This is a genomic window from Falsihalocynthiibacter sp. S25ZX9 (genome assembly GCF_041205405.1).
GTDB classification, from domain to species: domain Bacteria; phylum Pseudomonadota; class Alphaproteobacteria; order Rhodobacterales; family Rhodobacteraceae; genus Falsihalocynthiibacter; species Falsihalocynthiibacter arcticus.
The window spans coordinates 1-23,931 of sequence record NZ_JBGFCD010000028.1 but is presented as its reverse complement, the minus strand read 5'-3'; the positions used below and the strand labels follow the sequence as shown (position 1 = coordinate 23,931).

The 23,931-nt window shown below is 50.1% G+C and carries 15 protein-coding genes and 7 pseudogenes; 18 read left to right on the top strand and 4 right to left on the bottom strand.

Translation table 11 applies throughout. From position 1 onward, the window contains the following. The first annotated feature begins 291 nt into the window (after positions 1 to 291). Positions 292 to 984: a hypothetical protein gene (locus AB9F29_RS20230; protein WP_369757022.1), complete on the top strand. Its 693-nt coding sequence runs from the start codon at positions 292 to 294 to the stop codon at positions 982 to 984. A 13-nt stretch (positions 985 to 997) separates the two neighbouring features. On the opposite strand, the gene AB9F29_RS20225 is transcribed toward AB9F29_RS20230, so the two are convergent. Further along, the gene (locus tag AB9F29_RS20225; protein WP_369757021.1) at positions 998 to 2,155 is read right to left on the bottom strand and encodes a hypothetical protein; all 1,158 of its coding nucleotides are present in this window, start codon (positions 2,153 to 2,155) and stop codon (positions 998 to 1,000) included. A 219-nt stretch (positions 2,156 to 2,374) separates the two neighbouring features. Here AB9F29_RS20225 and AB9F29_RS20220 point away from each other — a divergent pair, with 219 nt between their 5' ends. The 13 genes and pseudogenes from AB9F29_RS20220 to AB9F29_RS20160 all read left to right on the top strand — a co-directional run bounded on the left by AB9F29_RS20220 (position 2,375) and on the right by AB9F29_RS20160 (position 15,700). After that, a complete protein-coding gene (locus AB9F29_RS20220; RefSeq protein WP_369757020.1) occupies positions 2,375 to 3,796 on the top strand; it encodes a lipopolysaccharide biosynthesis protein in 1,422 nt (473 codons plus the stop codon). Between the two features lie 94 nt (positions 3,797 to 3,890). Beyond that, positions 3,891 to 5,237, top strand: coding sequence for an O-antigen ligase family protein (locus AB9F29_RS20215; protein ID WP_369757019.1), 1,347 nt, complete (start codon positions 3,891 to 3,893; stop codon positions 5,235 to 5,237). Next, positions 5,237 to 6,397, top strand: a complete 1,161-nt coding sequence (locus AB9F29_RS20210) for a hypothetical protein (RefSeq protein ID WP_369757018.1) — start codon at positions 5,237 to 5,239, stop codon at positions 6,395 to 6,397. The genes AB9F29_RS20215 and AB9F29_RS20210 overlap by 1 nt, the downstream gene beginning before the upstream one ends. A gap of 45 nt (positions 6,398 to 6,442) precedes the next feature. Continuing rightward, positions 6,443 to 7,558: a glycosyltransferase gene (locus AB9F29_RS20205; protein WP_369757017.1), complete on the top strand. Its 1,116-nt coding sequence runs from the start codon at positions 6,443 to 6,445 to the stop codon at positions 7,556 to 7,558. Continuing rightward, positions 7,555 to 8,772 carry a glycosyltransferase family 4 protein gene (locus tag AB9F29_RS20200; protein ID WP_369757016.1) on the top strand — a complete coding sequence of 406 codons (1,218 nt, stop codon included), beginning with the start codon at positions 7,555 to 7,557 and terminating at the stop codon, positions 8,770 to 8,772. The genes AB9F29_RS20205 and AB9F29_RS20200 overlap by 4 nt, the downstream gene beginning before the upstream one ends. Then, the gene (locus AB9F29_RS20195) at positions 8,769 to 9,908 is read left to right on the top strand and encodes a glycosyltransferase family 2 protein (protein ID WP_369757015.1); all 1,140 of its coding nucleotides are present in this window, start codon (positions 8,769 to 8,771) and stop codon (positions 9,906 to 9,908) included. Before AB9F29_RS20200 ends, AB9F29_RS20195 begins: the two co-directional genes overlap by 4 nt. Positions 9,909 to 11,251: 1,343 nt before the next feature. Continuing rightward, the gene (locus AB9F29_RS20190; RefSeq protein WP_369757014.1) at positions 11,252 to 11,962 is read left to right on the top strand and encodes a sugar transferase; all 711 of its coding nucleotides are present in this window, start codon (positions 11,252 to 11,254) and stop codon (positions 11,960 to 11,962) included. A gap of 67 nt (positions 11,963 to 12,029) precedes the next feature. After that, positions 12,030 to 13,199, top strand: coding sequence for a glycosyltransferase (locus AB9F29_RS20185; RefSeq protein ID WP_369757013.1), 1,170 nt, complete (start codon positions 12,030 to 12,032; stop codon positions 13,197 to 13,199). 257 nt (positions 13,200 to 13,456) lie between these two features. Beyond that, a pseudogene (locus tag AB9F29_RS20180) lies at positions 13,457 to 13,654 on the top strand (IS66 family transposase zinc-finger binding domain-containing protein); the annotation flags it as partial. Beyond that, positions 13,637 to 13,987, top strand: coding sequence for a transposase (locus AB9F29_RS20175; RefSeq protein WP_369757023.1), 351 nt, complete (start codon positions 13,637 to 13,639; stop codon positions 13,985 to 13,987). The pseudogene AB9F29_RS20180 and the gene AB9F29_RS20175, both read left to right, overlap by 18 nt. Beyond that, positions 13,984 to 14,238, top strand: coding sequence for an IS66 family insertion sequence element accessory protein TnpB (tnpB, locus tag AB9F29_RS20170; RefSeq protein WP_369757012.1), 255 nt, complete (start codon positions 13,984 to 13,986; stop codon positions 14,236 to 14,238). The genes AB9F29_RS20175 and tnpB (AB9F29_RS20170) overlap by 4 nt, the downstream gene beginning before the upstream one ends. Beyond that, a complete protein-coding gene (gene tnpB, locus AB9F29_RS20165) occupies positions 14,219 to 14,377 on the top strand; it encodes an IS66 family insertion sequence element accessory protein TnpB (RefSeq protein ID WP_369757011.1) in 159 nt (52 codons plus the stop codon). Before tnpB (AB9F29_RS20170) ends, tnpB (AB9F29_RS20165) begins: the two co-directional genes overlap by 20 nt. A gap of 55 nt (positions 14,378 to 14,432) precedes the next feature. After that, positions 14,433 to 15,700 (top strand): annotated as a pseudogene (locus AB9F29_RS20160) (IS66 family transposase). A 176-nt stretch (positions 15,701 to 15,876) separates the two neighbouring features. Here AB9F29_RS20160 and AB9F29_RS20155 read toward each other — a convergent pair. After that, on the bottom strand, positions 15,877 to 17,697 hold the full coding sequence (locus AB9F29_RS20155) for an alkaline phosphatase PhoX (RefSeq protein WP_369757010.1): 1,821 nt from the start codon (positions 17,695 to 17,697) through the stop codon (positions 15,877 to 15,879). 595 nt (positions 17,698 to 18,292) lie between these two features. Here AB9F29_RS20155 and AB9F29_RS20150 point away from each other — a divergent pair. After that, positions 18,293 to 19,125: pseudogene (locus AB9F29_RS20150) on the top strand (IS3 family transposase); the annotation flags it as partial. A gap of 202 nt (positions 19,126 to 19,327) precedes the next feature. On the opposite strand, the pseudogene AB9F29_RS20145 reads toward AB9F29_RS20150, so the two are convergent. Continuing rightward, positions 19,328 to 20,619, bottom strand: a pseudogene (locus AB9F29_RS20145) (IS110 family transposase). Between the two features lie 137 nt (positions 20,620 to 20,756). Here AB9F29_RS20145 and AB9F29_RS20140 point away from each other — a divergent pair. From AB9F29_RS20140 to AB9F29_RS20130, 3 genes and pseudogenes are all read left to right on the top strand, one after another. Next, positions 20,757 to 21,050 (top strand): annotated as a pseudogene (locus AB9F29_RS20140) (transposase); the annotation flags it as partial. Between the two features lie 742 nt (positions 21,051 to 21,792). Then, positions 21,793 to 22,695: a sulfotransferase gene (locus AB9F29_RS20135; RefSeq protein WP_369757009.1), complete on the top strand. Its 903-nt coding sequence runs from the start codon at positions 21,793 to 21,795 to the stop codon at positions 22,693 to 22,695. Positions 22,696 to 22,755: 60 nt separating this feature from the next. Beyond that, positions 22,756 to 22,896 (top strand): annotated as a pseudogene (locus AB9F29_RS20130) (IS6 family transposase); the annotation flags it as partial. A gap of 21 nt (positions 22,897 to 22,917) precedes the next feature. On the opposite strand, the pseudogene AB9F29_RS20125 reads toward AB9F29_RS20130, so the two are convergent. Continuing rightward, a pseudogene (locus tag AB9F29_RS20125) lies at positions 22,918 to 23,796 on the bottom strand (IS256 family transposase); the annotation flags it as partial. Positions 23,797 to 23,931 lie beyond the last annotated feature (135 nt).

The window sequence follows — 23,931 nt, the reverse complement described above, 5'->3', positions numbered from 1 at the left end:
AAGTTGCTGAACTTGTCAGTGTCCTTCGTGCTGATGACAACCCCAGATTGCCGGAGACAGCCCGGTCCGCCCTTCTGGCTTTGGCGGTACAACTCGACAGCTTGGAACAAGAAGTCCGGAAATTTGTTTCCATTCATGTATCTATTTTTAACCAATTCAATCAGTAGCTTATCTTCTAAAATCCTGCTGAGACGTGTTCGAATTTTCATGACAGCACACCGGTAAAAGCTTTAACATTTCCGCAATTGTGCTAGGTTGATCCACGTTTGCTAGGTCCAACGGAGACTTTAAATGAAGCCGAGTATGTTTGCAGAAATTAAATGGACGCGATTTTGCACACCCTTTTTAGTCTTGGCGGGCTTAGATTTGCTGCTAATTAGTACGAATGTTGTATTCCGCGGATTGTCGTTTTTCGATGTCATCGAAAGCACTCCGAATATTTGGAAAGTAACATCGAATGTTTCCATCAGCAGCGGGTTCATTTTCTTCAAGTGGATTGCACTTAGCACCATTTTAGTTTTGATTTGGCGGCGCGATCGACAACCGATTTACGCGGTGCTCGCTGCGGTTTTCCTCGCCCTCTTTTTGGACGACTTATTGGAAATTCATGAGTTCGTTGGCATCACTTTTGCAACTCAATTTGATCTGCCCGAAGTGATCGGCTTGCGTGGTCAAGATCTGGGTGAATTGATGTATTGGGCAATGCTCGGCACGGCCGTTCTTAGTGGTACTATCTTTGGGCTATATGCCTCTACACCGGTTGCGCGGCTTTTTGGTTATGCCTTCTTGGTGTTGTTTCTCTTTCTAGCTTTTTTTGGGATTTTCGTAGACCTTCTTCATGTGGTTGCTCAAGAGATTCCCGGAGATCTAGGGAAAGTTGTGGGATTCGGCTTTGGTCTGTTTGAGGACGGCGGGGAGATGATCGCAGCCTCTGCACTTACCGCGTTTGCATATTCTTTATGGCGGCACCCCAAAAACTCCTAATTCGAGGTCCAGCCTACTTGCAAGAGAGTCGACCAGGCGTGGTGAATTCGCAAAAGGCACCTTCGTGGGCATCAATATGAACCGTTCCAGCCTTTCCAAAGCCCACAGAGGCAGCTTGATTGGTCCAATTATACAGAACCACCCCTTTATCAAACAGTTTGTAAGCTATCCCGTCGCTGATTTTGGTGCGCGCGCTCTTGGGGTTTCCAAGTTTCGTGCGGTAAATCTCGTAATATGTATGGAGATGGTCAGACGTGGCACTATCGCGATTATTGTCTGTGTAAATGAAAAATCCATTGCGCGGAACCACAACGTTCATCGCGGAAAACAGTTTTGCATATCGATTGTTCACAGCCGAGTTCCGGTCGCGTTCTGATTTGTCGAGCGTAATACGCTGCATCTCCAACGCGACGATCTTGGGTTCACTTAAGTATTCGTCATGAAACTCAAGCAGTTTCTCGACAGTTTCAATTTCGCTTGAGGAATAAGGCCCCTTTTGTTTCTTGATCATTTCGAGGTAGACGCCGTTGATTAAGTCGTGGGTGCTGCGGTCGAACTGCCAGTTTGTATTGCCGACAATTAAAAAGTTCGGACCGTTTCGATCCCGAATGGATTGCGCGATCTTCCGACGTGCCTCGCCGATTTTTGCTTCGGACAACGCACTTGGATGTTTATTGGTCCACCAATCCAGAAAAACCCCCTTCGCATGAAACTGTTTAGCGCGCTCGGCGGCTACATTAGCGATATAGTCGGCAAAGTTTGGGTTAGTATAATCCAATTGCAGAGTTGTTCCATATTCTGCAGCGTGTTTCCAAGGGGCGTTTGTTATAAAGTTATCGAGTCCGGGGTAACTTGAGTAACTTTTCCCTGAGTAGTTATAGGCCCAGTAAATCTCGGTTAACTGGATCGCTTTTCCTCTTTTAGTTGGGCTTGCGGCCCAGGTAAGCTCGTAGGGGCCAATTTGATAAACGTCGTGGTGCCAAGGTAAGAATAGTTTAATCGTTTCTGGGCGGGTGTCTCCCGACTTTAGAGCGCGCGCCACGGAAGCTTCGAGCGGCGTTGGGGGCGGTGCAATAAATTTCGCTTTTTCATCGGAAACGGTCACCGCTGCCTGGGCGGAAGGTGCCACGAGCAAGCCTAACAGGCACACCGAGAGTAAAAGTCTTTTCATGATATATTTTTCTACCTCGTGTTATCTTGTTTTAGGGCCGGCAAAAATAGCGCCTCCAGCATTGGTACAGTGTTTTTTATTAATGAAGCAACTCTTCCCTGTCAAAAGCGCAACCTTATTGATTAACTGATCAATTCGACGAGGCGTCGACTTGAGGGACCTGATTTGAATTCGAAGTTTCAAAATAAATCATTCGCCAAAACGAGTTCTAGGGGGCTTATGAAGGGCGCAGCCTGGACTTATGTTGCCTTTTTTTCACGTCGCTTCGTCACATTTTTGAGCACAATGGTGCTCGTGCGTTTTGTAGGTCCTGAAGGTTTTGGCCTTATGGCGGCCGCCCTGCTTGTGATCCGTTATTTTGATGCTGTGAATGATGCGGGGGTTGGGGCCGCAATGGTTCAATATCAAAGTGACCCCGAAAAAACGGTAAATGTGGCCATGCTCATTTCACTTGGGATGGGAATTGTACTGACGACATTATCTGTCTTGAGCGCGCCTTATGTTGCGAATTTCTTTCATCAACCAGAATTGAAAGCGTTGCTTTGGTTTCTTAGCCCGATTTTTCTCTTCAGTTCATTCGCGCAGGTTCAGGGGTATTGGCTGAAAAAAACGTTTCGTTTTGCTGAACGGGTCGTTCCAGAAATCAGTTCTGTATTGGTCAAGGCTTTTGTCTCCATCCTGTTCGCAATCCTAGGGTTTGGAGTCTGGAGCCTCGCGTTTGGCCAAATGAGTGGGCAAATCACAGCTTCAATTGCATATTGGCGGGTCACAAGGAATCAGCTTTCGTTGGCCTTTGACCGTAAGATTGCCTACAGGTTGCTCTCATTCGGAACCAAGCTTTCGGTGATCACATTCGTTGGAATATTATCTCAGACAGTGGATCAAGTGGTGATCGCGCGCTATTTGGACGCTTCTCAGTTGGGTTATTTCGTCCTAGGGTCCATGCTCCCTGAGTTGGCGGTGATGGGGGTCTGTGTCTCGGCCAGTCAAGTGTTCTTCCCAACGTTTAGTCGAGTTCAGGCCAAACCACGGCTTCTACGCGCTTCCTATCTATTGAGTTTGAAATACGTTGTTATGATCACATTCCCCGTGGCCATAGGCGTTGCGATTGTCGCGGAAGATTTCGTTACGATAGCCTATTCCGAACTGTGGGCGGCCAGCGTACCAATTATCCAGATCTTGGCGTTAAGTGCTTTGCTAAAATCGGTAGCTTTCAGCGCGGGGGATGTCCTGAAAGCTACCGGAAAGACCGGCCTCCTATCGCGCCTGATCGTCTTGAGACTTGTGATCTCGGTGCCAGTTCTTCTGCTGTTTGTTGGAAAAGGGATCGTGGCCATCGCACTGGTTACACTTGGAACCAACATTGTCGTCATGGCAATCACCATGGTCGTAGTTATGCGTCAATTATCTGCCCGCCCGTCCGCACTGTTGTTTGCGATCCTGCCCGCTCTTATCGCTACTGGGGTGATGGCGCTGGCCTGTGTCGGCATTACCCTCGTTGGGGCCGATCTGAACGTGTTCACACGTTTAATATTGACGATCCTTACTGGAGCGTTGGTGTATGGAGTTACACTTTGGATGCTAGATCGCACGTCCTGCGAAACGGTGATCAATTTTGTCGCCCGAAAAGACCTTGTTTGAAGTTGCACTAAAATTGAGTAACGTATTTGAACATAAACAATTTTAGCTCTATCTTTAGGAGGTTTCCCTGACGGCTTTTGGCATTATTGCGCTGATGATAGCTACGTTATTGATGGCGTTTGCTTTGTTGCGAAAGCCGGAATTCGGCGTTGTTTGTCTTGTAGCCATCCCCTATTCAAATTTGGCACCCATTGTCTCTGAGAAAACTGGTTTTGGCTATCTGTTCACCCTAAATATTGCGATGGGACTGGGTTTGCTCCTCGTTTATAGCGTTTTGTACGGTGACAAAGTTGAAAATAGCGCAAGGTTTGTGTTTGCCTTCTCGTTGTGGGTGGCGGCAGTTTGCTTGTCGATCGTGTTCGCACCTTTGCCCAAAATGAGTGCTCATGCCCTTAGGAGTGTGATTCCGAGTCTAGTTCTTGCGATTACGTTGTTTTCTCTTCTGACAAATTCGGCACGTATCACAGCGGCATTTAACACAATACTCGCAGTTTGCACTTTTTTCGCAACACTCACTACCTTCCAGTTTCTTTTGGGAATGGAGGGAAACAATTTCTCGGGGATGGCAAATGGCGACTTCGAAAATATTGCGAACGGTATATTCAAATTTCGCCCAAGCGGCCCCGCAAACGACCCAAATTACTACTCTCTTTATTTGCTCCCCGGCGTCGCCCTGGGCTTTTATTCGGCGCTTCACTCAAAAAACCTGATTGCGTGCGTAGTCGCAGGGTATTCTGTGGTGGTCATCACCAGCGCCATTCTTCTCACGGCATCGCGCGGTGCGTTTATTGCGCTAGCAATTGTCTGCTTTATTCTTATTCTTAAGTCCTTTCGCACCAGCGTAGTCTTGCTAATAGGTGCCGCTGCACTCGCTATCCCCCTTTTCCTCAGCCCCGAGTACTTGGATCGTATAGCAGTTTTGTTTAAGTTTTTAAGCACTGTTGGCTCGGAGCAAGTTGGCGTTCAAGATTCATCCGTGAGTGGTCGCCTAGCGGAGATGCATGCGGCGTGGATCGTCTTTACCGAACATCCTTGGACAGGTATCGGCTATGGGCAATTCCAAAACTATTACCAGAGCACTTCCTTCGAACACCAAATTCTTATGCGGCCGTTCGATAGGTCTGCGCACAGTCTTTACCTTGAGGCTGCCGCCGAACAGGGACTGTTTGGTCTGCTGGCTCTTTTGTTACTCGTGACTTTCGCCCTTATCGCCGTAGCGAAATCCGTGCTATCGTTTGGGGATAAAGGAATTGAACTTGGGCAAAGGCTGTATTTTTTTGGTGTAGGTATTCTGGGTGTCTTGATAGGGTCAATTTTCCTGCATGATGCCTTCCCTCACTACTTTTGGGTATTGATTGCCATTTCATTTGCGTGTGAACGACTAGCTTTACCGATCGGAAATGATGGGCCTCTATTAAATGCAGAGCTGAAGGAAAATTGATGACGACACCACTAAGAACGCCTGCTTCATTCTTCTGGGCGGAAATAAAATTGGGGAAAGTCTTGCTAAAACGCCTTCTATGGATTTTGCTTTCAACTGTTCTATTTGCTCTGGTTGGTTTTAAGTATGGCACTCTCAAAAGTGATATTTTCGAGACCAAAGCGGAAATTCTCGCTCAGTTTACCTACGAGTACACTCCGCTGCCCACAAATGGTGGGTCGGACAATATGCAGGTTCGTATTGATCCTGAAACGGCTTTGAACAATGAGGTCCGCATTTTGATCTCCCCAGCAGTTCAGGCAAAAGCGCTTTTGGACGCACCTTACCCGTTTCAAGACAACCAGATTGAAACGGAAACGAATGAGCGCAAAAGCGACCTGTCGATCTCGTTTATCGAACGCTCGAATGTTATCAAAATAGAGTTGCTCGATGAACAAAAGGAATGGTCCGTTCGCTATATTACAGCGTTGATCGACGCCTATAGGAAGGCGCGGCTCGATATTTTTGGGAGTGAAGCACAAAGCATAGCCGTAGAAGAAAACTTAAAGGCTTTAAACGCCGAACTTGCCAAGACGGAGGCAATGATTTCGGACCTTTTCAAGACTGGGAGAGAGCAGTTGGACGTGTTGAACGGGCCTGCTGCACCAAGCCAACGCCAACTCGCTTTGCTGGATTACAAAGGCGAGTTAGAATCTTTGCGGGTCCGGTTTTCAGCGGTGCCAAGCCTCGCCGCCCTAGAAGGCTACTTGCTTACGTCGGAGCCAACGTACCCCTATAACTCTGAGGAAAGTATTTCCCCCTCTGCTGAAAAAGAAGAGGAAGCGATCCCTGCTATCTTTTTGAGGCTCGAAAATGTGCTGCTTCGCGCTGTTTCAATTGAACGCAACTACAATCGTGTGAACGACGAAATCGATCGACTGGAAGCTTTTAGAAGCCGGATTAATTTGCGTGAGAACATGCTCGATAATGTCTCCGTTATTTCCCCGCCTTTCACCAATCCACAATCTGTCAATTTGCCTGTGAAGGTCACCACATTCATTTTCGGGGTGTTTGGATTGGCTCTTGGCTTAATGGCGGCATTGCTCGCCGAAGGAAGGATGCCAAAAAAGGTGCCCGCGCCCCCAAATCCTGTTAAGTCAAAAAGACGGCCGAGGCGCTAATAAGTGGGCTTGCGGGGAAAAGAAAATGCCAAAATTGCGATTTTCATGCCTTCTTTTGCCGGAGGAGGGGCTGAGCGGGTTATGGTAATGCTGTCCAATGCCTTAGCCCAGAGAAACTACCAAGTTGATATCGTGGTCTGTCAGGCAAGTGGGCCGTTTCACTCTGATGTTGCCCCAACTGTGCGTGTGGTCGATTTGAAGTCAAAACGGGCCGTTTTGGCCTTGCCGAGATTGACGACCTATCTTCGTACTCATCGACCCGATGTCTTTTTGTCGGTTTTGACACATACCAACGTGGTGGCGATTCTTGCGGCGACCATGGCTAGAACGGGCGTCCGTCTTGTTGTTGGCGAGAGAAATAGCTTGGCTTCTTGGGCCATAGAGTCGCGAGGCATAAAGCGGCGTATAAGAAACTTCCTTGTCAGAGCCCTCTATCCGAAAGCCGATGCAATTTTTGGGAATTCGTACCGGATGAGCGAAGAGATTTCTACTTACTTGAGTTTGGATCCGAGAAAAGTTCGAACGATCTATAATCCACTTTCAATTGAGATGATTGCGAGAAAGGCAGAGCCACTCCCAACGCACCCTTGGATTGCGAACAAAAGTTGTCCTGTCGTTATAGGCGCCGGTCGACTGACAGAGCAGAAGGATTTTGGCACTTTGATCTCAGCTTTTGCCGAGTTTCGCAAGCATCAACCCGCGCGCCTCATTATTTTTGGAGATGGCCCTGATAGAGATGTATTGCAAGAGAAGTGCCGACAACTGGGCGTTTCTGATAATGTTGATTTCCCTGGATTTTCTAGCGAACTTCATAGTGCGTTAAAACGGGCAGATATCTTTGTTCTTTCTTCCCGTTGGGAGGGGCTTCCCAATATTTTACTTGAGGCGATTGCCTGCGGCGTTTCTGTTGTCAGCACGGATTGCCCAACCGGACCCGCCGAAATCCTCGGAGACGGCCAATGGGGGCGATTATGCCCAGTGGGAGATGTTGCGTGTCTGGCTAATGCAATGACTGCGGCCCTCGTAGACCCGATCACAGTGCTGCCCGAGGAGGCGTTGGCTGCATTTGACCCAGAGATGGTACTGGAGGCATATCTTGAGGTTCTATTTGGGGAAAACGGCGGCGTAGTGCTTGCCGAACGAGAAGAGCCGGTTACGTGAAAATTGTCGTGGTCGTTAGCGATTTTCCAAAGGTTACCGAGACATTTGTGCTGTCAAATGTGCTTCATTATCTTTCAAAGGGGCATGACGCACGCGTGTTTAGCGTCAAGCCGTTCCGCAAAAATGAGCTGGTTCATCCCGGTTCCGAACCAGTTATCGCTACAGCCTTTACTTTCCCTTGGATCAGGGGCGACTCCAGTCGGGCGTTGGTCGCTACTCTGCTAATGCGTCCGGGCGCATTGTTTCGTTGCATTGGAAAGATTGTTTGGGCCTTTAGGGCCGAACCCAAACGTCTTTTCGCGTCGCTTTCTATTCTGCCAAAGGCGCTCGCGTTAGGTAGGATGGCCGTTGCCGACGGTGTTGGGCATATTCATGCGGAGTTTGCTGGCCATCCGGCTACCGCAGCGTGGATTGCATCGCAAACTTATGGTATTCCCTTCAGTTTTTCGGCCCATATGCACGATATTTTCGTGTCGCAAAACCTTCTGGCCGAAAAGTCTCAAAAAGCGCAGTTTGTCAGAGCAATTTCTGAGTTCAACGTGCAATTTCTGGCAAATATTCATGGATTTCAGGCGGACAAAATCCACCTCATCCACTGTGGTGTCGATTTGTCTCGCTTCGGCGAAACAAGAGTAGCCGAGCAAGGCTTTGGAAACCGGCTCGACATTCTTTTCGTCGGCGCGCTGATGCCTCGAAAAGGGGTGGATGTCTTGCTTCGAGCGCTTACGTTGCTTGAGCCACATCTGAATTGGCACTTAACTGTGATTGGTGGGGGCCCCGAAGCGGATAGGTTGAAAGCGCTCGCCCTTAGCCTGCCGTCTGACCGAGTCTCATTTTCGGGACCTGCCACAAATGAGGAAGTCAGGGTGGCAATGATAGGGGCGGATTTGGTTGTTGCGCCGTCAATTATTGGGAAAGACGGGCGTTCTGAGGGAATCCCCGTTGTTTTAATCGAGGCGATGGCGGCTGCACGACCCGTCATTTCTTCTCGCCTGTCCGGAATACCAGAACTGGTGAAAGACGGCGAGACGGGTTTTTTGATTGAACCGGGGGATGTGGTGAAGCTTGCTGAGCAGATCATGCGTGTGGCTGAAAACTACTCACTTGCGGTTGAAATTTCTCAGGCGGGACGGCAGCTTGTCATTCGGGAATTTGATATCGAGAAAACCGCTGCCAACCTCTTGGCCCTGATAGAAAAGAACTCGGCAAAATGATGTTTTTGTTCTGGATATGTATGGCTTTGATGATCTATGCGATCCTAGGCTACCCTCTGGTGCTCATGATGCTTGCGCGCATTGTTGGGCGCGAACCGGTTCTTAAACAGGAGGGCCCGAGGTCTTTCACACTCCTTATCGCGGCACACAACGAGGAGGCCTGCATCGCCGACAAGTTGCGCAACTCGTTAGAACTCGCAGCGAGTGGCGCTTTCAGGGTGCAGATAATTGTCGTATCGGACGGGTCAACAGATCGCACGGTGAGCGAAGCATTGTCAGTTGCGGACGAAAAAATTGAAGTCGTGGAATCTGTTGGGCGGGGCGGTAAAGCTCTGGCGCTGAATCAAATCTTGGCAAAGGCGAATGGAGATGTGATTGTCTTTACAGATGCGAATAGCTTTGTTTCTCCCGGCGCTCTGGAAGCTATCGCCACCCATTTTTGCGATCCCAAAATTGGCGGTGTATGTGGCCAAATCAGCGTTGATAAAACCGGCGCTGGAGCCATAGGTCGGGGCGAGGGGTTTTACTGGCGTTACGATCAGGCCCTGAAATTGGCTGAATCACAGCTGGGTGGAACTGTTTCAGCGCAGGGGTCTTTCTATGCTATCCGACGCGAGTTTGCAGGACCGCTGCGACCCGATTGCGCCGATGACTTCTTCAATTCTGTTCGCGTTGTTGCAAAGGGTAAGCGGCTTTCGTATCAGCCAGAAGCACGTGCGACGGAGGTTGTGACCGAACGGGCTGTGCTCGAAATGGGCCGTCGAGTCAGGTCCACTGAGGGTGGGTGGCGCGCGATGGCGGCATTCTGGTACCTTATGAACCCTTGGCGCTATGGATTATATGCGTGGCAGTTGATATCGCATAAGCTTCTGCGAAGGCTTGTTCCATTTTTTCTTGCGATTGTTTTTGCTACAAATCTATTGTTGCTGGACGAGGGTATGCTTTATAAAATCTTGAGCACAGCGCAGATTTTTGTCTACGGTGCAATTTTAGCCGCCGCGTTCATACCGAGTCTGCGCAAGCTGCCGATCATAGGGGCGTTGTTCTTCTTTGGCATGTCTAACCTTGCGATGGCGCTTGGTTTACTGCGGTTTATAACGGGCAAGAAAAGCCTAGTTTGGAAACCCGTGCGATAAAAAAGGCCCGTATTCAGGAATTGCAGTTTTTAGAGATTTCAAAGGGATTTATTGACCCATAAAAACCCCTTACATAAAAAAGGCCAAAATGATGCGGAAATCCCCCATTTTTAGTGGGGCTCAACCGTAGAATTCACGCAGCTGTTTTCAGTTTCATTGCGGGTGTTAAGAGGTGGTCGCGGGAATTCGGACCAGTAGTTAAGGTGGATCAACTTTTGAAAGAGATGATCCAAAATGACGAAACGAAAGAACCATTCGCCTGAGTTTAAGGCCAAGGTAGCGCTTGAAGCTATCCGTGAATAAATGACGATGGCGGAGTTGGATAAGAAATACGGTGTGCATCTATTACCGGCAGGTGTTTGCATGCAAACACCGAGAGGCCACTCAGATTGAGGTGTGGAAGTGTGCCGCAATCCAGAATATGAACTCAGCGTTCAACAAGCGAGGCGGGGATCCAGGGCGAGCCGATGAGTCCCAAATTGACAAGCTGCATTCCAAGATCGGCCAGCTTGTGCCTCTCGGTGTGTAAACACCCCTGCCGGCCAATGGGTGGAGCGGGATTTTTTGTCCAACGCTTCGGTTCAATTGCTCGGAACGCGAGGTAAAAAATGGTGAGGAAGGATCACGGCCTGAGCATTCGGCGGCAATGTAGATTGCTGTCGCTGGTGCGGTTAAACCTGTACTATCAACTGAAGGATGAGAGTGCCGAGAACCTGCGGGGCTTCACTTTATTTCGGGCGATTCAAATGCTTTGGTCGTTTCAATGTTAGCAAGGTGTGGGTCCTGGGCGCGACGGATTGAGATGGCGCCGGCGGGATTCGAAAGGGCGAAACGCATTTCACTTGGAAAGTGGCCGCCCAGAGAATCAGTGAGGCTGTGACCGTTGAGCGAGATGCAAGCGCACGGAGTATACTTTTCTCAGATTCAATCTAGCGTTGTGTCACCCATTCTGACTATGTGGAATAGGCGAACAATTTGGCTAATATTGATACTTTATATCTCGACAACCACCAATCAGTGCCTTTGTTCTGCCTTGATTGGTGCCGGAATTCTCAATATGATTAACAGATTGTAAAGAAGAAAGTTGGGGATCGAATTTCTGGGGACAATAGCTGCTAGGCGTTCTGCGCGCTTTCGTAGTTTCAATATGTTGATGTCCGATGTCGTTCTTATTTTAGGAATACAGAGAAGAATCGTTCTGACCAATGGGTATTGGTCAGAGTGGATCTTTGAGGTTCTTGAGGCTAAAGATCGTTCTTTCTATTTGTCACTGAGGTGATGAATCTTTAGGGATTAATTTCGCCAGCCCTTTACTTTTACGTTTGTTTGTAGGGGGTGGATTCGTGTCTGATTATGTAAACTTCAAAGAAAAACGTTCAAGGGGAAACTTTGTAGGTTATGTAATAGCCAGCGGTTTAAGTTTCCGAACAAGAACAGGAAATACGCGGGGGCAACGCAATACATGGGGGCAACGAATTTTCGATTGTGTGACTGCCGCTGGGTTATTTATTTTTTGTCTCCCTATCTTGGTACTGGCTGCACTGGCGATTAAAATTGAAAGCCCTCGAAGTGCTGTGTTCTTTACACAGATACGGTATGGGTATGCTGGGAAGCCTTTTAGAATGATTAAGCTTAGGACCATGGTTCCAAATGCGGAGCAACTGAAATCAGGTCTTGTCGCGTCTAGTGTTGACCGAGGTGCAGGTTTTAAAGTTGCACAGGATCCAAGGATCACCAAAACGGGCCGTATTCTTCGGGGTCTGTATATCGACGAAATTCCCCAGTTTATTAACGTGATACTCGGGCAAATGTCCATCGTCGGTCCACGCGCAAACTCCTATTCGCCTGAGAGTTACGAGCCATGGCAGAAGATCCGCCTTCAGGTAAATCCAGGCATTACCGGAACTTGGCAGATTTCCCGCAACAAACCTTATGGGTTTGATGAGCGTTGTCGTATGGATTTGGATTATATTAGCTCTAAATCGTTACTCACAGATATTGTTATTCTCTTTCAGACGGTTAAAATGCTGCTGACGAGTTTTTCGGGCGAATGACGCGGGCGAACTCGAGAATTTTTTTGAAAATCGTGAAATGGGATACGATTTTGGAGACCCGCGCATCGTGAATGAAATCCCCAAAGAATTCGAAAATGTTGAGGTGAGTGTCCTTGAACCATGTCCAAACGTTCTTCAGGTCATCGACAACCTTAGCGTTGGCGGGGCACAGAGGTTATTGTTTGCATTTGCGGATTCAACAGATCCGATCATGAATTTTCGCGTCGTTGCACTTAAGGCTAGCAACAGTGGTTTGGCCGATGAACTGCGGGCGCAAGGTGTCGATGTGTCAATAGTCGGAATTGGGAAGCTAAAGAGCATTGCTTCTTGGTGGCGTGTTTTCAAGATGCTCAAGACCGCGCCCGAGCCGGTGGTTCATTTGCATTTAACCTATTCGATCATTCTCTGCGCACCTATTGCAAAATCGATCGGCAAAAAGGTTGTCGTGAGCCTGCACAACGTACGCAAAAGCTCACAGAAGACTTTCACAAAGCAGTTGTTGTCTTGGCTTGAGGCGATCGTTCTCCGGCGCTTCGTTGACTATTATATTGCCGTCGGAAACGCCGTCTTGGACTCTAATCTGGATCGCATGGGTGCTGCGCCTCGGCAGGTAATTCTAAATGTCATTCCGTCGCCTTCGGAAGAGGGTTTGTCAGAAAGCGCAGCACAGTTGCGCCAATCGCTCGATGCGCGACCAGGCGACCTTGTGCTCTTGTCCACGGGCAGACTGACGCCTCAAAAAGATCATCTAACAATGCTTTCGGCGTTTGCTCAGGTGCTCCAAGCTTTGCCCAATTCGTGGTTGTGGATCGCTGGCGAGGGCGCGTCAAAACCGATGCTAGAAGAGGTTGCTGAGAATTTGGGCGTTGCGGATAGGGTGCTTTTCCTAGGTGTTAGATCTGATGTGGAAGTTCTAAACGCGGCCTCGGATATCTTTGTTCTCAGCTCTGCATGGGAGGGGCTCCCGCTGGCACTTTTGGAAGCAATGGCACAGGGAGTGCCGGTTGTTTCAACGCGGGTTGGTGATGTTCCTGATGTGTTACCACCTAATGCAGGATTTCTTGTAGATACGTATGACCCAAAGAGCTTTTCGGCGGCCATCATTAAGCTTGGCCAAGACGACGAGTTGCGCAAAAGTATGGCGCGCAATTGCCGACAGGTATCTAAGCGTTTTGTAGATTTGGGCGTCTGGAAAACAAAAATAATTAAAACCTATTTGCAGGTCATGTCCGACTGAGGATTTGAGCGCTTAGGATAGGGCTACTCACTAGAGCAATGGCGTTGGCCTCAACGCGACAATTGGCAAATTTTTGTGCGGTTTCAATCGATTTAGACGCTCGTAAAATATGTGTTTTACCGATTTATTTGTAAGCGTTAGTTCGACCCCACATACCTTATCGCTCGTTGATATGCGATTCCGTCCTTTCATAGATTTGGAGGGAGTTTCTCTATCGAAGCTACGAACGAGTTCCTCGCAAGAATGTTGCACCCGACAGCACGACCTGTGGCTGCGGCGCTGAGCGCCACTTCATTGGTGAAGATGTCAGCGAACGTCTGTACATCGTGCCTGCGCAGTTCCGCGTCATCCTGACCCGCCGTCCAAAGTATGCCTGTCGGTCTTGTTAGGCTGGCATCGTGCAAGCGCCAGCAAAGTCTCGTCTGATCGAAGGCGGCATGCCGACTGAGGCCACTAGGTGCCGCCGCTGGCCGGAAGAGGTCAAGGCGCGGATTGTGGCTGAGACGCTTGTTGATGGTGCGACAGTCAATGCCGTTGCGCGTCGTCACGACATGCGGCCAAATCATCTGTCGGAATGGCGTCGCATGGCTCGCGAGGGCAAGTTGGTACTGCCCAATCTTGAGGGCATCACCTTTGTTTCGGTAGCGGTTGAAGAGCCTGGAGACGCCTTGCCTGATGTGCCTGTGGCTGAAGCCGGCACGTTAGATTTGGTTAAAGGGGATGTGACCATCCGGCTCAGTGCGGGCACGCCAGCAGTCCGTATTGCCGAGATTGCGGCAGCGCTGTGATCCACCCGTCGCATGGTGTACAGATTTTTGTCGCGACCAAGCCTGTGGACTTTCGTAAGGGTCACGATGGTTTGGCGGCGCTGGTGCAAAGCCATCTGCAAAAGAAGCCCTTTGATGGTGCCGTTTATGTGTTCCGAGCAAAACGGGTTGATCGTCTCAAGATGATCCTCCTCTCGAACACTGCTACGCAGTGTTCTGCCGGGCAGTGGGTGGGATGGAACCGGATTGGTCGTGGCTTACAAACGGCTTGAGCAGAATGCATTCAAATGGCCTGCCATCCGAGACGGTGTTTTGCGGCTGGACCCGGCACAATTTGAGGCGTTGTTTGCGGGTCTGGATTGGCGTCGCGTGACGGCTTTGGAGACGCTTCCACCGGCCGCGGCAGAATGACTCGGACAGCGTTTTACACATGCAGGTTTACGCTGTTTTTTGTATCAAAACGCCCATGGCTTTCTCTGATGATTTTCCTGACAATATTGATGCGCTCAAGGCCCTCTTAGTGAAGGCAGAGGCCCAGATTACAGCTCAAAATGAGATCTTGGCTAAGCGTGATGGCATCATCGAGCCCAAGGAAGATCGTATTGTGCGCCTCGAGAAACTGCTGGCCGATTTTAAGCGTGCGCTTTACGGCACAAAGCCTGAAAAGGGCCACCCGGATCAATACCACCTTGCGCTGGAAGATATTGAGACAGCTATGTCAGTCGTCCACGCTGAAGACGAAGCAATTGATCCATCCAAGGCAAAGGCCGCATCAAAGTCACCCAGAAGTCGCGGCGCTCTGCCAAAGCACTTGCCGCGCATCGAGGAAGTCATTGCGCCAGACGTGATCTGTAGCTGTGGAGCCGAGCGCCACATCATCGGCGAAGACGTCAGCGAGCGACTGGACATCGTGCCCGCACAGTTCCGCGTCATCGTCACCCGCCGCCCCAAATATGCGTGTCGGTCCTGCGAGGGCGGCGTGATCCAAGCGCCTGCAAGACCACGCTTGATCGAAGGCGGGATGCCAACAGAGGCAACCGTCGCTAGTGTCATCGTCTCGAAGTATGCGGATCACCTGCCGCTGTATCGCCAGTCACAAATCTATGCGCGCCAAGGCGTCGATATTGATCGCTCCACCCTCGCGTTTTGGGTGACCTACGGGACAATGCCCCCATTCAACTGGCGTATTGCTGGGCCCACGCCCGCCGTAAGCTCTATTATCTAACCCATCACAACGTGGCCCCCATCGCGGAGGCGGGCCTCAAGTAAATAGCGGTTCTTTATCGAATAGAAGCACAGGCCCGCGGCACATCTGCCGAAGATCGGCTGGCGCTACGTCAGGCCAAAAGCGCGCCCACGATTGCAGTCTTCAAAACATGGTTGGACCACGCACGCACGCAGGTCTCCACCAAATCCCCAACTGGTGACCCGCTCAAATACATCGCCAAATACTGGGACGGGTTGATCCTGTTCTTGACCGATGGTCGCATTGAGATGGACAGCAACGCAGTCGAACGCACGATCCGCCCCATCGCGCTGCAACGCAAAAACGCACTCTTCGCGGGCCACGATGCAGGTGCCTAAAACTGGGCCATGCTCGCGTCCGTCATCGAGACATGCAAACTCAACAAAGTTGAGCCGCACAGCTACCTAACCGGTGCTCTCAAAGCCATCGTCAACGGCCACAAGCAGAAGGACATCGAACAACTGCTACCGTGGAACTACGCCGCATAGGTGGGACCGAAGCCTCGCTTACACTGTATTTTGAGGCTCGCGACATTGAATTATATGTCGCGGTTTCAAGAAATGATCAGGGTGCCGCACAAAAGTTCAGGATGCTGTTGAAGATCGTTTTCTAGTGGAACTCTGTCGAGCTAGGCGTTGTAGAAATGATTGCTATCGGTGGCGGTTTACTTCGCCTTCGGATTGAAGCCGAAATACGCGAGGTACTTGTCGAAGTCGTCGTCAACGGATCCGGCAGCTTCGAAGGCGCGGGCATCATAGTCTCTCTCTTCACCCCCCAAATGTGTGCCCCAAGCGGTCGGTATGCCAGCGCAAAAGACAGAGCCTCCGTAGGTCGCAGACAGATCGACAGGTTTCAGGCCGGTCACAACGAGCGTGCCTGAGACGGTGTCGAGATCAAGGCTTGAGATATACATCATCCCCAACTTGTTCTCGAATTGGGTGATCGAAAACAGTTCCCCTGCCTTGGTGCGGTGCAGTGTCGTGTGGTCCGGAGAGACTGAAACGCCCCCTTTTAAACCACCACCCTCAAAATTGACGGGAAGCTTGCCTTTTTTGGTCAGAGCTCGGCCGAACACGGCATCCCCAAACCTGTCGCCAGAACGTAGCAGCGTTTGATAGCCGTTAAGCGCAATCTCGTTACCATTTAGAGACATCGCGCTTGTAAACTGAACAGTGCGTTTCTCGGTGTCGGTGGTAGGGAAAGGTAGGGGCTTGAAGTCGACGCTGTCGCCTCCCTGAATTTTCGCAGGAATGGCGACAAAGCCGACGTAAGCGGGCCTGTCCGCGTCAGATAATACGAACTTCTCTCCATTTCCGCCAAAGGGGTGCTGCACCACGGTAACGAGATAGTCAAAGGCGTCGTCGATGTTTTTGTAATAAAAAGGCGAGGTCACTTCGGAACCGTAAGGTGCCGTTAGCATGCGAGTGCGCACGCCCGTTTTTAGGTCATAGGCCCAGAGCACGTCATTTTGGTGGAAGGAAGTATCTTCGGCGATCAGCAACGTGTCGTCGTTCAACCCCATAACTATATTGTCAGGTTTGGAGATGTTGTTTATCGAGCAGGCATTGATCACGGCACTCCTGTTGAAGGGGCCCCCAGCGACCAAAAAATCCATGTCGGTTGCGACAAAATCTGGCCCAACTGAAAGCTGCATCACTGCACCGCATCTGTTGGTCTTTAGGTTGATGTCATCATCTACGCCTGCCAACTTGGAAGAGCGCCTCATGCCCTGTGAAAGATCCGAAATAGCGACGTAAAGTTTGTTGCGCTTGGGATCAAAGCTGACACCCTCCATTTTGTAAAATTCCGACGTGCCGCCCAACATTGCGGCGTAGCGAGCTGATTCTAGACGCGAGGCCGCGAAAGCAATCTCGTCTGCGGACATATCTAAATTGTTCCCAGTTTTGAGCTTTACACATTCTGGTCCATAGGTCGTGTCGATCGCCGTGTACGATTGGGGGCAGGCATTGTCAGCAATTTCAGCGGTCTTGAAAATCTGTGAGAATTTTATACCTTTGCTGATGATTGCGTCAATTTGGGCGTCGCGAGCATGACCAAGAGAAATCCATTCAATTGTGAAGCTCGATTTTAGAGCGTCCTTTTTCTCGGCTTGAGTGAGCTTGGCCACAAAAAGCTCGCCAGCGGAGAGATCACCTTTTGCATCTGCGACAAAGCGGAACAAGCCGCCATTTTTTTGATCGTTACCAATGTAGACAGTGCGTGAATCGGGCATAACATAGGAGAGCTCATGTGAGAGGCGACCAAGCGCGTAATGTTTGGAAGCCTCGGTATTGGCAGCAAACTGGTTCTTACCAAGGCCCTTGCCAGATTTGATCGAAACTTCCACGGGGTAGCCAACTCGGTACACTGACGTTTGTGCCAAGGCCGCATCGCGCGACGCTGTAATGGCATCAGCATGTGCAAACGAACCAAGACAAACCACCACGCCCGGGACGACAATGAGGGATTTGAGAAAACGGGACATTATGAGCTCCAAACTGAAATCGGAAATGAAAGTCGGGTACAAAAAGGAGCGAAACTCACAAGGTGTATGTTTTTAACGAAACTGAATTTTAAAAATAACGTAGCGACGCACTCGCTATTTTATTTGTAGCGTGTCCCTTGGAACTTCGTAAAGATTTTTTCCACGATGCTCACCGCGAGTTCAATAAAAGGTGTAGAAGTGCTTCCTGTCGTGCTTTTGTGCGGTCCAAAGTGCTCGTTTACGCCACTTTCCATTCGAAACGACCGAGCTTTTTCAAGAGGAAATTGGTTGAATCGGCAAGTTCTGGATTGGGAAAGCCCCGATCGTTTGGAATCGGAGGCGCGGTGTTCGCTGAATAAATAGTCAACTAACCCATTTAGCTATAGGCGTTTGTGGCAAGGTCGGCGAAAAACAAGACACCGGAAACCTCTGGTTCAACCAGAGGTTTCAGCGGCACCTGGTTGCTGACACGGTGACCTATGTAAACAAATACGCCCGAACTACTTTGTCCGCCATATCCAACAAAAACGAGTTGGATTTGAGCCTCCCCCTTTGAAGTGGTCCGCCCTTATAGTTAGGAAACGGAGGACCATAGATGGCCATAAAGAGACCCAAGCCCGAAGAGATTGTCGTGAAGTTACGGCAGGTTGAAGTTCTGATGGGGCAAGGCATGCCCCGAATTGACGCAATCAGACAGATCAGTGTGACTGAACAAACCTATTACCGCTGGAAGAAGAAGTATGGCGGAGTGGGCACGGAACAACTCAAGGAACTGAAACGTCTACAGAAAGAAAACGAGCGTCTTCGGCGAGCGGTCTCTGACCTGACGTTGGATAAGCTGATCCTAAAGGAGCCCGCCTCGGGAAACTTCTGAGCCCTTCGCGCCGCTGCGCTTGTATTGATCTCGTGCGCAGTCAGATGAAGATTTCTGAGCGTCGCGGATGTCGCGTCTTGGGCCAACATCGATCCACACAACGTCGTTTACCACGAGGGCGTGCTGCCGAAGAACGCTTGATTGCAGACATGATTGAGCTGACCCGCCAGTACGGCCGATATGGCTACAGGCGGGTTGCGGCCTTGTTAAGAGATGCTGGCTGGCAGGTGAATGACAAACGTGTTGAGCGTCTATGGCGGCGCGAGGGGCTTAAAGTGCCTATGAAGCAACCAAAGAAGGGGCGTATTTTGCTGAATGACGGATCATGTGTCCGTTTGCGCCCCGAGTATCGCGATCATGTTTGGTCATACGATTTTGTTCATCACCGGACAGAGGATGGCTAGGCCTTCAGAACACTAAACATCCTGGACGAGTATAGCCGAGAATGCTTGGCTATTCGAGTGAAGCGAAAGCTGAACTCGACTGAGGTCATTGATGCATTGACCGACTTGTTCATCTTGCGTGGCGTACCAGCCTATATCAGGTTGGACAACGTCCTATGCGCGGAATGATTGGTCGATTTAGCATCAGGTTATAATCGCATCGAGGCATCTCGATACGTTCGAAGCATGGCTCAGTTTGGCGTTTTGGTCAACGAACTGTCTCTCCCATAACAAACAAAGAGTACGCTTTTGCGGCTCTCACCGTCCTTAAGACGAGATCTTCGGGTCGTTGAGCAGAAGGCCTAAACATTATCTACGAGGTCAGTTGTCTGCCTCCACGGCCCTTACAGAGAAAGGTCCTCCTGCTGTCGATCACCCCTCAAAGAAGGGGCGATAGGGTTCGCCATGTTTGATGATCCCATGAACGGTACGGGCCATCTTTGCTGCGATTGCGGTGTACGCCTTTCGGCGCAAATGGGTGTTGTGACGATCCTTGGCTATGTAGCGCTCAAATTTGTCACGGAAGCTGTTGGTGCGCTGTAAAATGGCAACTTGGCCCGCCATCCACAGGGTACGGCGCAGCCGAGCATTTCCGTATTTTGAGAGCTTTGTTTGGCCTCTGAATGTGCCTGACTGCATGGTCGCAAGGTCCATGCCACAGAACTTCAAGAACTGTCGGTGATGACGAAAGCGCCGTAAATCTCCAGCCTCAGCCAAGATGGTCAAAGCGTTGATCGGTCCAATGCCAGGGATTGACGTCAGCAGCTGATAGTCAGGGAGGTCTTTGAGAAGTGCGACGGCGCGACCCTCAATTTGATTGCGTTGTGCTATTAGGCTGCGCCCTTCAGCCAAGACCAAGCGGAACATACTGATCGCGTCAGATTCCGCAGCAACCGGCAGCCCAACGGAGACTTTGGCCGTCTCGTAAATATTTGCAAGTAAACGTTCTTTTGCAACCTTGCGGCCCACCACATCCCATGCGTCAGTGGTGAATGCCTCCCTACCCATGGCCGAGATAAAGTGTGGTGATGGATAGCGTTCAAGGAAAGCAAAGAACCAATCACTGCGAGAACTGCGATGGAAACGATCAGCTTCGGGAAAATACAACGGCAGATAGTGGGTCAAAACCCGATGCCACAGCTCGGTCTTCGACTTGGACACGATATCATGTGTTTTAGACAGCTCCTGAATGTCGTTTGTACCGCACACGAGGGGATCATGATAAAACTGCTCGTTCCCGATCTCCATCATGTGCAGAATAACTTGAGCATCCTTAGGATCGTTCTTGTCCCAGCTGTTGTGGAGCGCTTCTCGTGTTCTGGCCAGGGCCACTGACGACACTAACTTCAACTCAAAGCCTGCTGCTGCAAGATGATAGGCCAAAGCACGGTGATAATTGCCAGTCGCCTCAAATGCTACACGAACGGGGCGACCATAACTGGCAAGTGACGTAATCAAACGATTGAAGTCGTCCAATTGATTAAGAACAGTCAAACGGCGGCGACGCTTCTTGTTCGGTATAGCAATGAGAACTTCATGTCGCGCCTTCGAGATATCGATGGCAACCAAAACGGGCTCTGTTTGTGGAATGATGGCATCGGTCATAGTCGGTCTCCTTTGAGGTGTGATTTGTGCAAAACCACTGTAGGGACCTGAGGCACGGCTATGACCACCTGCTTCGTTATACGAAGACTACGCAGGTGCCCAAAGCCTCCAAATCAACGACATTCCGAAGGTGTTACGGCCCTGAATTCATAGCAGAGGCGCTCAGAGATTGGATAAAAGCTGTCGGCGCTAAGACGGCCTATATTGAACCAGGATCACCTTGGGAAAACGGCTGCTGCGAAAGCTTTAACGGCCGAATGCGAGACGAATTGCTAAACGGAGAAATATTCTACTCACTACGCGAAGCCCAAATAATCATCGAACGATGGAGGAAACCCTACTACACCAAACGACCCCACAGTGCTTTGGGCTATCGCCCACCTGCGCCGGAAGCCATCATTCAGATGGACCAAAGACCAGTCATGCACTAACTTTCAAATTGGACCACTCAAGTGGGGCCGCTCACGATGTCTGGATGCAGGATTGAGATTGGCGGACCCCCATCGTCGATCCATCGCGACATAAAGTGAAACGGTTTCGTGGACTATGAGTTGCTTGAATTGAGCGGCTACTATCGAAAGAATACTCAAGATAAAACGGTGAAGAAAAAGCCTGCACGTTGTCGCGAATTTGTACGACCGGTTGGGCTGGACAAGGCAGCCATTTAACCGCTCAAAGAAAGTTGGTCACCTGAGTAAATCGCAAGATGGTCGCAATTTGAGGGTCAAGCTATCCGCGAGGGCTATGAGACCATTTGCGTCTATATTTACGGCCCAGATGGACAGTTCAGAGATCTCGCACCTTCTCTCCCAAACAAGCCAAAAACCGACAACCGCGGCGTAGAAATAGACCGATAGAAAGTGCCTTGTACGGCGAACGCTGATCAAAGCCTTTACAGTAGAACTGATAATACTAAGATTGCAGATAATGTCGCAACGCTCCTTGAGTTCTCCGCGTAAAATTAGAAGGTTTGATGGGTTTAGGCGAGTTTCAAACTTTTGAAATTTATTTCGGAAAACAAACTGGATGCGTGTAAACTTTTATTCCAACGAAATTTTTCCCTGTTATTTTCGAGTTATTTTTCCCGCCGAATAATGTTAAGTCAAATAGGTGAAGATTTGAAAAAGGAGCGCCGTCGTCTGGCTGGTGAAAGCAATCAAGGGCCAATAAACAATGAATAAAGCAGTCCACACCGATTCGAATGGATTGGTGGAAAAAATCTCTCGAAAGCTCTTTTCTGGCAGAAAAAAGATTTACCAGTGCTTGCGTGCCAATCCTGACGTTAAAGCCGTCCTCTTCATCGTCGGGTGCCAACGCTCCGGAACGACTTTGATTCAGAGCGTCTTGCATCGCGACTTGGACTCGATGGTTTACGGAGAGTTCACCAAACTCTCCGCCAACGACGCTTATGGGATTCGCCTGAACTCTTTTGATTCACTGGAGCGGTGCTTTGAAAAGGACAAGGCCAACCTTATTGCGGTTAAATGCCTCGTCGAGTCCCAAAACGTTCGCGATTTGCTCGAGCACTTTGTGGGGAGTAAGGCCTTGTGGATGTACCGTCACTACAAAGATGTGGCGGCATCCAATCTCAAGCATTTTGGCTTACAAAACGGTATTGAAGACCTAAGGGCTATCGCCGCGGGTAGCGCCACGAATTGGCGGTCGGAGAAACTTTCTCCAGCAGTGCGCGAAGATATCCGCAAGCATTTCTCCGAAGACATGGGGGCACACGACGCGGCGGTGCTATTCTGGGTTGCTCGCAACAGCCTCTTCATCGATGGCGAAATGGCAGATAACCCAGATGTTATTACATGCAGATACGAGGATCTCGTGGAGTCGCCAGTTACAACAGTCAAGGATATTTATCGTTGGCTTGGTTTGGGCTTCCCTAGCGAGAGGCTAACGGCCCACATTCATGACCGCTCAGTGAAAAAGGGAAAGAACGTCGATTTGTCACCGGAAATTGAAAGGCTCGCCCAAGAACTTTTGGAAAAACTCGATCGCGCGCACGATCAGAAGATGGGGTATTGCCGCATTAAGTCGGCGATAATTGCAAGTAGTGCCTCCAATGGATAGTCAGTGCTGATGAGCGCGCTTTCGACAAGTTGCAAACGTCATCGCTTCGCTGCAGATATTATGGCCCGCGCTGTCTCCCTTTAGTGCCGTTTCAATATGAGCCTTCCCGAAGTGGAGGAATTGCTTCTGGAACGCGGTATCGACGTGTCGTACGAAACGATCCGGAGAGGAGTTGCAAAGTTTGGACCTGCGATTGAGAGGTGGTCCTGCGTTTTTGACGGGTCATTTATTGAACCGTTCTGGATATCGAATAGCGAACTGGTTTCTTGCTGCAACCCATTCTCTGACGCATCCTCCAGTTTTTTCGAACTTGCGGATTGCCAGGTAGATCAATTTTTTTGCTGCCTCATCGGTTGGAAAACTGCCTCTTGTTTTGGTGGTTTTACGTATAACTCGGTTCAAACTTTCGATGGCATTGGTGGTGTAGACAATTTTGCGCACCGCTGGCGGGAAGGCAAAGAACGGGATCACCTCCTGCCAAGCGCGTCGCCTGCTTGGGGCGATAGAGGGATACTTTCCGCCCCATTCGGCCTCGAAATCATCAAGGGCTTTGGCAGCGCCCTCGTCGTCCACGGCCTGATAGATACGCTTCAAGCTTTCGGCTACGGCCTTGGGATCTTTCCAGCCGCAGAAGTTCAGGGAATGGCGCACAAGGAGCACGATACAGGTCTGAACTGTGGTTTCGGGGAAGGCTGCGTTGATTGCGTCGGGAAAGCCCTTGAGGCCGTCGACGACGGCGATCAGGATATCCTCCAGTCCGCGGTTTTTGAGATTGTTCATGATAGAAAGCCAGAATTTGGCCCCTTCGTTCGCTGCAACCCACAAGCCCAGAACCTCACGTTCTCCCTCAGGAATGACGCCCAGGGCCACATACACAGCCTTGTTTTTAACCTGATGGCTTTCCGCATCGCGGATTTTAACTCGCAGAGCATCAAGAAAAACGATTGGATGAACTGGCTCCAGAGCACGGTTCTGCCAATCTGGAACCTCCTCCAGAACAGCATCGGTGACACGGCTTATAAGGTCAGCCGAAACGCGCAGACCGTAGACTTCTTCAAGGTGGGTGCGGATGTCACGGGTGGACAGGCCAGCGGCATAAAGGCCCCCTCTCGGCAGATTGGACCTGTCACGGTTTGATGCCGCTCCTTTGATAGCATTTACTGCAACAAAGGAGACTGAGCATGGGACTGAAACGAACAGACGAATTTAGGGAAGATGCGGTGCGGATCGCACTGA